At 51.0% G+C, this 14,285-nt stretch carries 3 protein-coding genes and 4 pseudogenes; 4 read left to right on the top strand and 3 right to left on the bottom strand.

Features of this window, described 5'->3' with window-relative positions; all coding sequences use genetic code 11:
• Positions 1–106: 106 nt before the first annotated feature.
• Positions 107–4,444, top strand: coding sequence for a hypothetical protein (locus O3276_RS17605; RefSeq protein WP_269672506.1), 4,338 nt, complete (start codon positions 107–109; stop codon positions 4,442–4,444).
• Here the strand turns inward: O3276_RS17605 and O3276_RS17600 are convergent.
• Positions 4,393–4,548 (bottom strand): annotated as a pseudogene (locus O3276_RS17600) (IS1595-like element ISEnu2 family transposase); the annotation flags it as partial. The gene O3276_RS17605 and the pseudogene O3276_RS17600 overlap by 52 nt on opposite strands.
• A gap of 120 nt (positions 4,549–4,668) precedes the next feature.
• On the opposite strand from O3276_RS17600, the gene O3276_RS17595 reads away from it, so the two are divergent.
• Positions 4,669–9,120, top strand: coding sequence for a hypothetical protein (locus tag O3276_RS17595; RefSeq protein ID WP_269672505.1), 4,452 nt, complete (start codon positions 4,669–4,671; stop codon positions 9,118–9,120).
• On the opposite strand, the pseudogene O3276_RS17590 reads toward O3276_RS17595, so the two are convergent.
• A pseudogene (locus O3276_RS17590) lies at positions 9,117–9,389 on the bottom strand (IS1595-like element ISEnu2 family transposase); the annotation flags it as partial. The gene O3276_RS17595 and the pseudogene O3276_RS17590 overlap by 4 nt on opposite strands.
• Between O3276_RS17590 and O3276_RS25855 the strand changes: the two are divergent.
• Positions 9,380–9,523: pseudogene (locus tag O3276_RS25855) on the top strand (transposase domain-containing protein); the annotation flags it as partial. The pseudogenes O3276_RS17590 and O3276_RS25855 sit on opposite strands and share 10 nt — an antisense overlap.
• Positions 9,524–9,538: 15 nt before the next feature.
• Positions 9,539–14,098 carry a hypothetical protein gene (locus O3276_RS17585; RefSeq protein ID WP_269672504.1) on the top strand — a complete coding sequence of 1,520 codons (4,560 nt, stop codon included), beginning with the start codon at positions 9,539–9,541 and terminating at the stop codon, positions 14,096–14,098.
• On the opposite strand, the pseudogene O3276_RS17580 reads toward O3276_RS17585, so the two are convergent.
• Positions 14,047–14,202, bottom strand: a pseudogene (locus O3276_RS17580) (IS1595-like element ISEnu2 family transposase); the annotation flags it as partial. The gene O3276_RS17585 and the pseudogene O3276_RS17580 sit on opposite strands and share 52 nt — an antisense overlap.
• Positions 14,203–14,285 lie beyond the last annotated feature (83 nt).

Genomic DNA, 14,285 nt, shown 5'->3' with positions numbered 1-14,285 from the left:
AAGCTGATCCGGTTGGCTATTACGCTGGTTAAATTAGCGTTTACGTTCTATTGTTGTCATCCCCAGACGATTCTCCAACTGCAAACAGGTAATCCCCGAAGAAACCATGCAGTCACCTTCCTCCTCAGTAACCGCAGACACGGCATCCCCGTTAACAGCCACTGAAGCCGGAAGGCACCGGCCAGCAAACAGCCGAAAACAAAAAAGAAAGCGATCCATGTCAGGTTACCAGGTGGAACAGACAACAACGGGCACTGGAACATTGCCACCGCATCAACTGCAATCTGAATCCGGGCCCATCCCATCCATAAAGCGCAGGCGTGTTACTGACAACAGCAGGCGTATTGTGTGTTCTGCAACTTCGCTACCTGCTAATCCGGAGCCAATGGAGACCGAACCGGCCATGCCTGCTGACCCAGCTTCCAGGCTTCCGGGAGTGATCAGTTTCCTATCAAGAAATCTACCAACAGTCAGCGACAACAGGCTATTAACTGGCAATGAACATACCTCAGCGATGGTGCAGGTCATGCCTGAACCAATGGAGGATCTACCGCTCACTACAGAAATTAACAGTGAAATATCAATTTCAGAATTTCCTGTAAGCCAGCAAAATGAACTGCGAACACATTTAAATAATCAAGAAATTCAAGCAATATTAACGAATGCCGGGACTCTTCTGAAAAACCTCAAAGACAGGAAAATCCAGTTAGCGCGAGACAGGGGAAAGCCGCCCGCACACTCCCTCTTTTCCAAGTTAAAAAACTTCAGCATTGTTAAAGATTCTCAGACTTTCAAAGGCTATTTTGCCAAGGCCAACACGTTCTTTTTAGCTGTCAATCCCCAGCAGATTACCAATACCAGCTGCCTTACCAGCATGCTCAATTCCAAGACTCAGATAAAAAAGTTTGCAGAAGAAAGCGAGGAAAACATTCAGGCGATTGCTGCTAACCCATGCTTGAAACAGATTGCCTCCATGTGTAATGGCAAAGGCTTGCCCGACCAAGCGAAGGTGGCAGCGTTCGTGGCGTGGGAGTGCTGGAAGGTGAACGGCGAATTCAGCCTGGAACTGCTGCGGGCCTTTTCCTCCATGTGTAATGGCAAAGGCTTGCCCGACAAAACGAAGGTGGAAGCGTTCTTGGCGTGGGAGTGCTGGAAGGTGAACGGCGAATTCAGCCTGGAACTGCTGCGGGCCTTTTCCTCCATGTGTCATGGCAAAGCCTTGCCCGACAAAGCGAAGGTGGAAGCGTTCGTGGCGTGGGAGTGCTGGAAAGTGAACGGCGAATTCAGCCTGGAACTGCTGCGGGCCTTTTCCTCCATGTGTCATTGCAAAGGCTTGCCCGACAAAGCGAAGGTAAAAGCGTTCGTGGCGTGGGAGTGCTGGAAGGTGAACGGTGAATTCAGCCTGGAACTGCTGCGGGCCTTTTCCTCCATGTGTCATGGCAAAGGCTTGCCCGACAAAGCGAAGGTGGAATCGTTCGTGGCGTGGGAGTGCTGGAAGGTGAACGGCGACTTCAGCCTGGAACTGCTGCGGGCCTTTTCCTCCATGTGTCATGGCAAAGGCTTGCCCGACAAAGCGAAGGTGGAAGCGCTCAAAGCGTGGGAGTGCTGGCAGGTGAACGGCGACTTCAGCCTGGAACTGCTGCGGGCCTTTTCCTCCATGATGAGCAGTAGGGGTTTGCCCGACAAAGCGAAGATGGAAGCGTTCGTGGCGTGGGAGTGCTGGAAGGTGAACGGCGACTTCAGCCTGGAACTGCTGCGGGCCTTTTCCTCCATGTGTCATGGCAAAGGCTTGCCCGACAAAGCGAAGGTGGAATCGTTCGTGGCGTGGGAGTGCTGGAAGGTGAACGGCGACTTCAGCCTGGAACTGTTGCGGGCCTTTTCCTCCATGTGTCATGGCAAAGGCTTGCCCGACAAAGCGAAGGTGGAATCGTTCGTGGCGTGGGAGTGCTGGAAGGTGAACGGCGAATTCAGCCTGGAACTACTGCGGGCCTTTTCCTCCATGTGTCATGGCAAAGGCTTGCCCGACAAAGCGAAGGTGAAAGCGTTCGTGGCGTGGGAGTGCTGGAAGGTGAACGGCGACTTCAGCCTGGAACTGCTGCGGGCCTTTTCCTCCATGATGAGCAGTAGGGGCTTGCCCGACAAAGCAAAGGTGGAAGCGTTCGTGGTGTGGGAGTGCTGGAAGGTGAACGGCGAATTCAGCCTGGAACTGCTGCGGGCCTTTTCCTCCATGTGTAATGGCAAAGGCTTGCCCGACAAAGCGAAGGTGGAAGCGCTCAAAGCGTGGGAGTGCTGGAAGGTGAACGGCGAATTCAGCCTGGAACTGCTGCGGGCCTTTTCCTCCATGATGAGCAGTAGGGGCTTGCCCGACAAAGCGAAGGTGGAAGCGTTCATGGCGTGGGAGTGCTGGAAGGTGAACGGCGAATTCAGCCTGGAACTGCTGCGGGCCTTTTCCTCCATGTGTAATTGCAAAGGCTTGCCCGACAAGGCGAAGGTGGAAGCGTTCGTGCATTGGCTACCCTCGGATGAAAATAAGAATATTCTGAAACTTTCTTGCCGAATATTTGCCAGTTTTGGTTTGCCCTCAGCAGAAAAACTGACTGAAAATGAGAAGACACTGCGCCAATGTCTTAATCAGTATGGTTGTACCACTGAACATGGAGACGACAATAGTGATGAAGATCTTTTAGAATCGAGTCAAATGAAAGCACTGGCCCTGTTCTTCTCCGGGCCCGCAAAATGGCGCATGAAAATTGCCGAATTCCAACAATATCTGGCTGCCCACAAGAGTCCTCGAAATGACAGAGTGGCTGTTCGTGCTGCGCTGAAATCATTGCTACCGATATTGGCTATCCATGGAGGAACTGGTATCCAGTTCTGGATGGAAAAATATCGTGAAAATCCACGCTGCAAAGGAGTACTCACTCAGGCATTAGCCATTCCTGCACCACTGGCTTTAACAAAATTTGCACTAACGCAACTCCCTGAATCTGAGAGGCAGGAATACCTTGAACTGTGCAGAAACCTGAAGCCAGCCCCGACTCAGGAACAGTGGTATGCATTAAAACCACTTTGCCAACAGCTTGGCCAGCGATTTGACTTCACGCAATCCAAACGCACGATGCTGGAGATTCTCTGGCAACAATCAGAAGATAACCGCTCAAAATACGCGGATAAGATGGATGAGCTATTCAAAACCTTGCCCACCATCTCACAGTGGCGCGGGTTACATCGGGTGCTTGGACCACACCAAATGCAGCAATTCATGGATGCCTGTCTTGACTATCAAGCTACCCCTGAAACCGCTCCTGATGTCACGATTCAGCAACGGTTGCTGGCAGGAATGCTGCTCACCAACCACTCTCTACCGGAACAAGGGAAAATACCGGATCTCTGCTTTTCAAACCGAGCGTCAACAGATGATAAAAGAGGGGTGATGGTCGGTGGTGATCCCGCCATGTCGGGCCAGGAACGCCTGTGGCGCTTTATCACGGCCATGTTAATTGAGCTTGAACAAACAGAATATCAATTCAAGAATCACAGACTAACCGTTTTGCCAGACGATGGCGATCCGGTGGTACTCCAAAATCCAAAGTTTACCCTGAGAGATACCGGCTTTGTTATCAAGAACTGGACATTGCAACAGTTAACCGCCTTTTTCAAGGCAACCGAGTTCACAGAACAATGGTATAAAAAGCCTCAGGACAAGCGCGATCCCTATGCGATCAGGCTTGAGGCAAAATTAGCCCAAATGCAAGCGAGAACCAAAGAGCCCAAGAAAGCCAAGCCGAAAAAAATACCACACCTGGTGGCACCCTCTCTGATTATTAGACTAATCAATTGCCATAAACCCTTAAAGCCTGCGGTCTGGTCATCTCTTGAACACTATGCCAGCAGCGGCCAGCTAAACGCCCGTTTATGCACGGCACTCGGCCCGGTTATCAAAGATGATAAAGACGGCATGGTTCCAGACCTCGTTAAGAAAGCGGTGGTTGCCAAGTTGGAACAGATTGAGGCAGCAAAAACGCCAGTAGTAACATCAATCCCTCAGCAAGGACTTCCAGCAAGGGCAAGCACATCAACTCAAGGGAACCAGGTTGCCAACCGTCGCATTCAAGGGCCGCTATCTGACTTTGACGCGGCAATGGAAGCTCTGGATCGTTTTCGCGAATTGGGAAATGCAGAACTTGAACTGCTGGAACCCCACCGAAGCCGAATGACTTATGTTGAATTAAGCATTGCTATCTGCAAAATGAGCTACGCAGTGGATTCAGAAACACGGAAAGAATGGCATGAAGCCAGCGAGAACAGGAGAAGAGACCCATTTGGGCTTGATGAAATAGTGGCATGGGATTTGGATTCGTTGGCGACATTGGATTCATTGGCGACAGAGTCAGAACTGGTCAACAACGATGACTGGATGGAAGAGTTCCTACAAGGGCTGTGATATGCAAGGCTTGCATCGGTGTATACGACTGCTTCAATATTTATTCGACCGTTCAAATGACGACAAAGCTCGTCTGCACTCTGATTCTCCAGAATGCCTGACAAAACAGGTCAGCCTTCCCTGATACCGGCTGCCTGGAACTTTACCGGGCTGACCAGGTCAGTTCTATTGTTGTCATCCCCAGACGATTCTCCAACTGGAAACAGGTAATCCCCAAAGAAACCATGCAGTCACCTTCCTCCTCAGTAACCGCAGACACGGCATCCCCGTTAACAGCCACTAAAGCCGGAAGGCACCGGCCAGCAAACAGCCGAAAACAAGAAAGAAAGCGATCCATGTCAGGTTACCGGGTGGAACAGACAACAACGGGCACTGGAACATTTCCACCGCATCAACTGCAATCTGAATCCGGGCCCATCCCATCCATAAAGCGCAGGCGTGTTACTGACAACAGCATGCGTATTATGTGTTCTGCAACTTCGCTACCTGCTAATCCGGAGCCAATGGAGACCGAACCGGCCATGCCTGCTGACGCAGCTTCCAGGCTTCCGGGAGTGATCAGTTTCCTATCAAGAAACCTACCAACCCTCAGCGACAACAGGCTATTAACTGGCAATGAACATACCTCAGCGATGGTGCAGGTCATGCCTGAACCAATGAAGGATGTACCGCTCACTACAGAAATTAACAGTGAAACATCAATTTCAGAATTTTCTGTAAGCCAGCAAAATGAACTGCGAACACATTTCAATAATCAAGAAATTCAAGCAATATTAACGAATGCCGGGACTCTTCTGAAAAACCTCAAAGACAGGAACATCCAGTTAGCGCGAGACAGGGGAAAGCCGCCCGCACATTCCCTCTTTTCCAAGTTAAAAAACTTCAGCATTGTTAAAGATTCTCAGACTTTCAAAGGCTATTTTGCCAAGGCCAACACGTTCTTTTTAGCTGTCAATCCCCAGCAGATCACCAATACCAGCTGCCTTACCAGCATGCTCAAGACGAAGACTCAGATAAAAAAGTTTGCAGAAGAAAGCGAGGAAAACATTCAGGCGGTTGCTGCTAACCCATGCTTGAAACAGATTGCCTCCATGTGTAATGGCAAAGACTTGCCCGACAAAGCGAAGGTGGAAGCGTTCGTGGCTTGGGAGTGCTGGAAGGTGAACGGTGAATTCAGCCTGGAACTGCTGCGGGCCTTTTCCTCCATGTATCATGGCAAAGGCTTGCCCGACAAAGCCAAGGTGGAAGCGCTCAAAGCGTGGGAGTGCTGGAAGGTGAACGGCGAATTCAGCCTGGAACTGCTGCGGGCTTTTTCCTCCATGTGTAATGGCAAAGGCTTACCCGACAAAGCGAAGGTGGAAGCGTTCGTGGCGTGGGAGTGCTGGAAGGTGAACGGCAAATTCAGCCTGGAACTGCTGCGGGCCTTTTCCTCCATGATGAGCCGTAGGGGCTTGCCCGACAAAGCGAAGGTAGAAGCGCTCAAAGCGTGGGAGTGCTGGAAGGTGAACGGCAAATTCAGCCTGGAACTGCTGCGGGCCTTTTCCTCCATGTGTAATGGCAAAGGCTTGCCCGACAAAGCGAAGGTGGAAGCGCTCAAAGCGTGGGAGTGCTGGAAGGTGAACGGCGAATTCAGCCTGGAACTGCTGCGGGCCTTTTCCTCCATGTGTAATGGCAAAGGCTTGCCCGACAAAGCGAAGGTGGAAGCGCTCAAAGCGTGGGAGTGCTGGAAGGTGAACGGTGAATTCAGCCTGGAACTGCTGCGGGCCTTTTCCTCCATGTGTAATGGCAAAGGCTTGCCCGACAAAGCGAAGGTGGAAGCGCTCAAAGCGTGGGAGTGCTGGAAGGTGAACGGCGAATTCAGCCTGGAACTGCTGCGAGCCTTTTCCTCCATGATGAGCAGTAGGGGCTTGCCCGACAAAGCGAAGGTGGAAGCGCTCAAAGCGTGGGAGTGCTGGAAGGTGAACGGCGAATTCAGCCTGGAACTGCTGCGGGCCTTTTCCTCCATGTGTCATGGCAAAGGCTTGCCCGACAAAGCGAAGGTGGAAGCGCTCAAAGCGTGGGAGTGCTGGAAGGTGAACGGCGAATTCAGCCTGGAACTGCTGCGGGCCTTTTCCTCCATGTGTCATGGCAAAGGCTTGCCCGACAAAGCGAAGGTGGAAGCGCTCAAAGCGTGGGAGTGCTGGAAGGTGAACGGTGAATTCAGCCTGGAACTGCTGCGGGCCTTTTCCTCCATGATGAGCAGTAGGGGCTTGCCCGACCAAGCGAAGGTGGAAGCGCTCAAAGCGTGGGAGTGCTGGAAGGTGAGCGGCGAATTCAGCCTGGAACTGCTGCGGGCCTTTTCCTCCATGATGAGCAGTAGGGGCTTGCCCGACCAAGCGAAGGTGGAAGCGCTCAAAGCGTGGGAGTGCTGGAAGGTGAACGGCGAATTCAGCCTGGAACGGCTGCGGGCCTTTTCCTCCATGTGTAATGGCAAAGGCTTGCCCGACAAAGCGAAGGTGGAAGCGTTCATGGCGTGGGAGTGCTGGAAGGTGAACGGCGAATTCAGCCTGGAACTGCTGCGGGCCTTTTCCTCCATGTATAATGGCAAAGGCTTGCCCGACAAAGCGAAGGTGGAAGCGCTCAAAGCGTGGGAGTGCTGGAAGGTGAACGGCGAATTCAGCCTGGAACGGCTGCGGGCCTTTTCCTCCATGTGTAATGGCAAAGGTTTGCCCGACAAAGCGAAGGCGGAAGCGTTCGTTCAATGGCTACCCTCGGATGAAAATAAGAATATTCTGAAACTTTCTTGCCGAATATTTGCCAGTTTTGGTTTGCCCTCAGGAGAAAAACTGACTGAAAATGAGAAAACACTGCGCCAATGTCTTAATCAGCATGGTTGTACCACTGAACATGGAGACGACAATAGTGATGAAGATCTTTTAGAATCGAGTCAAATGAAAGCACTGGCTCTGTTCTTCTCTGGGCCCGCAGCATGGCGCATGAAAATTGCCGAATTCCAACAATATCTGGCTGCCCACAAGAGTTCTCGAAATGACAGAGTGGCTGTTCGTGCTGCGCTGAAATCATTGCTACCGATATTGGCTATCCATGGAGGAACTGGTATCCAGTTCTGGATGGAAAAATATCGTGAAAATCCACGCTGCAAAGGAGTACTCACTAAGGCATTATCTATTCCTGCACCACTGGCTTTAACAAAATTTGTACTAACGCAACTCCCTGAATCTGAGATGCAGGAATACCTTGAACTGTGCAGAAACCTGAAGCCAGCCCCGACTCAGGAACAGTGGTATGCATTAAAACCACTTTGCCAACAGCTTGGCCAGCAATTTGACTTCACGCAATCCAAACGCACGATGCTGGAGATTCTCTGGCAACAATCAGAAGATAACCGCTCAAAATACGCGGATAAGATGGATGAGCTATTCAAAACCTTGCCCACCATCTCACAGTGGCGGGGGTTACATCGGGTGCTTGGACCACACAAAATGCAGCAATTCATGGATGCCTGTCTTGACTATCAGGCTACCCCTGAAACCGCTCCTGATGTCACGATTCAGCAACGGTTGCTGGCAGGAATGCTCCTCACCAACCACTCTCTACCTGAACAAGAGAAAATACCGGATCTCTGCTTTTCAAACCGAGTAGCAACAGATGATAAAAGAGGGGTGATGGTCAGTGGTGATCCCGCCATGTCGGGCCAGGAACGCCTGTGGCGCTTTATCACGGCCATGTTAATTGAGCTTGAACAAACAGAATATCAATTCAAGAATCACAGACTAACCGTTTTGCCAGCCGATGGCGATCCGGTTGTACTCCAAAATCCTGAGTTTACCCTCAGAGATACCGGCTTTGTTATAAAGAACTGGACATTGCAACAGCTAACCGCCTTTTTCAAGGCAACCGAGTTCACAGAACAATGGTATAAAAAGCCTCAGGACAAGCGCGATCCCTATGCGATCAGGCTTGAGGCAAAATTAGCCCAAATGCAAGCGAGAACCAAAGAGCCCAAGAAAGCCAAGCCGAAAAAAATACCACACCTGGTGGCACCCTCTATGATTATCAGTCTAATCAATTGCAATAAACCATTAAAGCCTGCGGTCTGGTCATCTCTTGAACACTATGCCAGCAGCGGCCAGCTAAACGCCCGTTTATGTACGGCACTTAGCCCGGTTATCAAAGATGATAAAGACGGCATTGTTCCAGACCTCGTTAAGAAAGCGGTGGTTGCAAAGTTGGAACAGATTGAGGCAGCAAAAACGCCAGTAGTAACATCAATCCCTCAGCAAGGGCTTCCAGCAAGGGCAAGCATACCAACTCAAGGGAACCAGGTTGCCAACAGTCGCATTCAAGGGTCGCTCTCTAACTTTGACACGGCAATGGAAGCTCAGGATCGTTTTCGCGAATTGGGAAATGCAGAACTTGAACTGCTGGAACCCCACCGAAGCCGAATGACTTATGTTGAATTAAGCACTGCTATCTGCAAAATGAGCTACGCAGTGGATTCAGAAACACGGAAAGAATGGCATGAAGCCAGCGAGAACAGGAGAAGAGACCCACTTGGGCTTGATGAAATAGTGGCATGGGATTTGGATTCATTGGCGACATTGGATTCATTGGCGACCAAGTCAGAACTGGTCAACAACGATGACTGGATGGAAGAGTTCCTACAAGGGCTGTGATATGCATTCACACGTTGCAGGTGAAAAACACCTTCTATAACCTGTATTCCAGAGGATGACACCCGTTCTTTAAAGGTGAACCCCAAGGTTCTCGCAAGCCTCTCATGTACAAGGCTTGCATCGGCGCATACGACTGCTTCAATATTTATTCGACCGTTCAAATGACGACAAAGCTCGTCTGCACCCTGATTCTCCAGAATGCCATCAACTGTCTGATTATCGGGGTCTCTGGCTACCATGACCGGTATTTGTCGACACTCTGTCTTCTTCTCATTACATTTGTTACGTACTGGAGGAGCTGCCGTATGCGGATACGGTTGAGAAGCTGGAAGCACTCCTGCCCTGGAATGTAAAAGCCAACGGTGCGCTATCCCGTAACACATCTCACTGCCAGAGTGCCTGACAAAACAGGTCAGCCTTGTTTGATACCGGCTGCCTGGAACTTTACCGGGCTGACCAGGTCAGTTCTATTGTTGTCATCCCCAGACGATTCTTCAACTGGAAACAGGTAATCCCCGAAGAAACCATGCAGTCACCTTCCTCCTCAGTAACCGCAGACACGGCATCCCCGTTAACATCCACTGAAGCCGGAAGGCACTGGCCGGCAAACAGCCGAAAACAAAAAAGAAAGCGATCCATGTCAGGTTACCGGGTGGAACAGACGACAACGGGCACTGGAACATTTCCACCGCATCAACTGCAATCTGAATCCGGGCCCACCCCATCCATAAAGCGCAGGCGTGTTACTGACAACAGCGGGCGTATTGTGTGTTCTGCAACTTCGCTATCTGCTAATCCGGAGCCAATGGAGACCGAACCGGCCACGCCTGCTGACGCAGCTTCCAGGCTTCCGGGAGTGATCAGTTTCCTATCAAGAAATCTACCAACAGTCAGCGACAACAGGCTATTAACTGGCAATGAACATACCTCAGCGATGGTGCAGGTCATGCCTGAACCAATGAAGGATGTACCGCTCACTACAGAAATTAACAGTGAAACATCAATTTCAGAATTTTCTGTAAGCCAGCAAAATGAACTGCGAACACATTTCAATAATCAAGAAATTCAAGCAATATTAACGAATGCCGGGACTCTTCTGAAAAACCTCAAAGACAGGAAAATCCAGTTAGCGCGAGACAGGGGAAAGCCGCCCGCACATTCCCTCTTTTCCAAGTTAAAAAACTTCAGCATTGTTAAAGATTCTCAGACTTTCAAAGGCTATTTTGCCAAGGCCAACACATTCTTTTTAGCTGTCAATCCCCAGCAGATTACCAATACCAGCTGCCTTACCAGCATGCTCTACTCGAAGACTCAGATAAAAAAGTTTGCAGAAGAAAGCGAGGAAAACATTCAGGCGGTTGCTGCTAACCCATGCTTGAAACAGATTGCCTCCATGTGTAATGGCAAAGGCTTGCCCGACAAAACGAAGGTGGAAGCGTTCGTGGCGTGGGAATGCTGGAAGGTGAACGGCGAATTCAGCCTGGAACTGCTGCGGGCCTTTTCCTCCATGTGTAATGGCAAAGGCTTGCCCGACAAAGCGAAGGTGGAAGCGTTTTTGGCGTGGGAGTGCTGGAAGGTGAACGGCGAATTCAGCCTGGAACTGCTGCGGGCCTTTTCCTCCATGTGTCATGGCAAAGGCTTGCCCGACAAAGCGAAGGTAGAAGCGTTGGTGGCGTGGGAGTGCTGGAAGGTGAACGGCGAATTCAGCCTGGAACTGCTGCGGGCCTTTTCCTCCATGTGTCATGGCAAAGGCTTGCCCGACAAAGCGAAGGTGGAAGCGCTCAAAGCGTGGGAGTGCTGGAAGGTGAACGGCGAATTCAGCCTGGAACTGCTGCGGGCCTTTTCCTCCATGTGTCATGGCAAAGGCTTGCCCGACAAAGCGAAGGTGGAAGCGCTCAAAGCGTGGGAGTGCTGGAAGGTGAACGGCGAATTCAGCCTGGAACTGCTGCGGGCCTTTTCCTCCATGTGTCATGGCAAAGGCTTGCCCGACAAAGTGAAGGTGAAAGCACTCAAAGCGTGGGAGTGCTGGAAGGTGAACGGCGAGTTCAGCCTGGAACTGCTGCGGGCCTTTTCCTCCATGATGAGCAGTAGGGGCTTGCCCGACAAAGCGAAGGTGGAAGCGTTCGTGGCCTGGGAGTGCTGGAAGGTGAACGGCGAATTCAGCCTGGAACTGCTGCGGGCCTTTTCCTCCATGATGAGCAGTAGGGGCTTGCCCGACAAAGCGAAGGTGGAAGCGCTCAAAGCGTGGGAGTGCTGGAAGGTGAACGGCGAATTCAGCCTGGAACTGCTGCGGGCCTTTTCCTCCATGTGTCATGGCAAAGGCTTGCCCGACAAAGCGAAGGTGGAAGCGCTCAAAGCGTGGGAGTGCTGGAAGGTGAACGGCGAATTCAGCCTGGAACTGCTGCGGGCCTTTTCCTCCATGTGTAATGGCAAAGGCTTGCCCGACCAAGCGAAGGTGGAAGCGTTTTTGGCGTGGGAGTGCTGGAAGGTGAACGGCGAATTCAGCCTGGAACTGCTGCGGGCCTTTTCCTCCATGTGTCATGGCAAAGGCTTGCCCGACAAAGCGAAGGTGGAAGCGCTCAAAGCGTGGGAGTGCTGGAAGGTGAACGGCGAATTCAGCCTGGAACTGCTGCGGGCCTTTTCCTCCATGTGTCATGGCAAAGGCTTGCCCGACAAAGCGAAGGTGGAAGCGCTCAAAGCGTGGGAGTGCTGGAAGGTGAACGGCGAATTCAGCCTGGAACTGCTGCGGGCCTTTTCCTCCATGTGTCATGGCAAAGGCTTGCCCGACAAAGCGAAGGTGGAAGCGCTCAAAGCGTGGGAGTGCTGGAAGGTGAACGGCGAATTCAGCCTGGAACTGCTGCGGGCCTTTTCCTCCATGTGTCATGGCAAAGGCTTGCCCGACAAAGCGAAGGTAGAAGCGTTCGTGGCGTGGGAGTGCTGGAAGGTGAACGGCGAATTCAGCCTGGAACTGCTGCGGGCCTTTTCCTCCATGATGAGCGGTAGGGGCTTGCCCGACAAAGCGAAGGTGGAAGCGTTCGTTCAATGGCTACCCTCGGATGAAAATAAGAATATTCTGAAACTTTCTTGCCGAATATTTGCCAGTTTTGGTTTGCCCTCAGGAGAAAAACTGACTGAAAATGAGAAAACACTTCGCCAATGTCTTAATCAGCATGGTTGTACCACTGAACATGGCGACGACAATAGTGATGAAGATCTTTTAGAATCGAGTCAAATGAAAGCACTGGCTCTGTTCTTCTCTGGGCCCGCAAAATGGCGCATGAAAATTGCCGAATTCCAACAATATCTGGCGGCCCACAAGAGTCCTCGACATGACAGAGTGGCTGTTCGTGCTGCGCTGCAATCATTGCTACCGATATTGGCTATCCATGGAGGAACTGGTATCCAGTTCTGGATGGAAAAATATCGTGAAAATCCACGCTGCAAAGGAGTACTCACTCAGGCATTAGCCATTCCTGCACCACTGGCTTTAACAAAATTTGCACTAACGCAACTCCCTGAATCTGAGAGGCAGGAATACCTTGAACTGTGCAGAAACCTGAAGCCAGCCCCGACTCAGGAACAGTGGTATGGATTAAAACCACTTTGCCAACAGCTTGGCCAGCAATTTGACTTCACGCAATCCAAACGCACGATGCTGGAGATTCTCTGGCAACAATCAGAAGATAACCGCTCAAAATACGCGGATAAGATGGATGAGCTATTCAAAACCTTACCCACCATCTCACAGTGGCGCGGGTTACATCGGGTGCTTGGACAACACAAGATGCAGCAATTCATGGATGCCTGTCTTGACTATCAGGCTACCCCTGAAACCGCTCCTGATGTAACGATTCAGCAACGGTTGCTGGCAGGAATGCTGCTCACAAACCACGCTCTACCTGAACAAGGGAAAATACCGGATCTCTGCTTTTCAAACCGAGTGTCAACAGGTGATAAAAGAGGGGTGATGGTCGGTGGTGATCCCGCCATGTCGGGCCAGGAACGCCTGTGGCGCTTTATCACGGCCATGTTAATTGAGCTTGAACAAACAGAATATCAATTCAAGAATCACAGACTAACCGTTTTGCCAGACGATGGCGATCCGGTGGTACTCCAAAATCCAGAGTTTACCCCGAGAGATACCGACTTTGTTATCAAGAACTGGACATTGCAACAGTTAACCGCCTTTTTCAAGGCAACCGAGTTCACAGAACAATGGTATAAAAAGCCTCAGGACAAGCGCGATCTCTATGCGATCAGGCTTGAGGCAAAATTAGCCCAAATGCAAGCGAGAACCAAAGAGCCCAAGAAAGCCAAGCCGAAAAAAATACCACACTTGGTAGCACCCTCTCTGATTATTAGACTAATCAATTGCAATAAACCCTTAAAGCCTGCGGTCTGGTCATCTCTTGAACACTATGCCAGCAGCGGCCAGCTAAACGCCCGTTTATGCACGGCACTCAACCCGGTTATCAAAGATGATAAAGACGGCATGGTTCCAGACCTCGTTAAGAAAGCAGTGGTTGCCAAGTTGGAACAGATTGAGCCAGCAAAAACGCCAGTAGTAACATCAATCCCTCAGCAAGGACTTCCAGCAAGGGCAAGCACATCAACTCAAGGGAACCAGGTTGCCAACCGTCGCATTCAAGGGCCGCTATCTGACTTTGACGCGGCAATGGAAGCTCTGGATCGTTTTCGCGAATTGGGAAATGCAGAACTTGAACTGCTGGAACCCCACCGAAGCCGAATGACTTATGTTGAATTAAGCATTGCTATCTGCAAAATGAGCTACGCAGTGGATTCAGCAACGCGGAAAGAATGGCATGAAGCCAGCGAGAAAAGGAGGAGAGACCCACTTGGGCTTGATGAAATAGTGGCATGGGATTTGGATTCGTTGGCGACATTGGATTCATTGGCGACAGAGTCAGAACTGGTCAACAACGATGACTGGATGGAAGAGTTCCTACAAGGGCTGTGATATGCAAGGCTTGCATCGGTGTATACGACTGCTTCAATATTTATTCGACCGTTCAAATGACGACAAAGCTCGTCTGCACTCTGATTCTCCAGAATGCCTGACAAAACAGGTCAGCCTTCCCTGATACCGGCTGCCTGGAACTTTACCGGGCTGACCAGGTCAGTTCTATTGTTGTCATCCCCAGACG

This window comes from Endozoicomonas sp. GU-1 (assembly GCF_027366395.1).
GTDB lineage: Bacteria > Pseudomonadota > Gammaproteobacteria > Pseudomonadales > Endozoicomonadaceae > Endozoicomonas.
Note: the sequence above shows the minus strand (reverse complement) of the source record. Positions and strands in the feature narration are given on the sequence as shown.

Bases quoted from the DNA above. Each gene is read 5' to 3' on its own strand.
- O3276_RS17605 (WP_269672506.1), top strand. From the start codon at position 107: ATGCAGTCACCTTCCTCCTCAGTAACCGCAGACACGGCATCCCCGTTA.
- O3276_RS17595 (WP_269672505.1), top strand. From the start codon at position 4,669: ATGCAGTCACCTTCCTCCTCAGTAACCGCAGACACGGCATCCCCGTTA.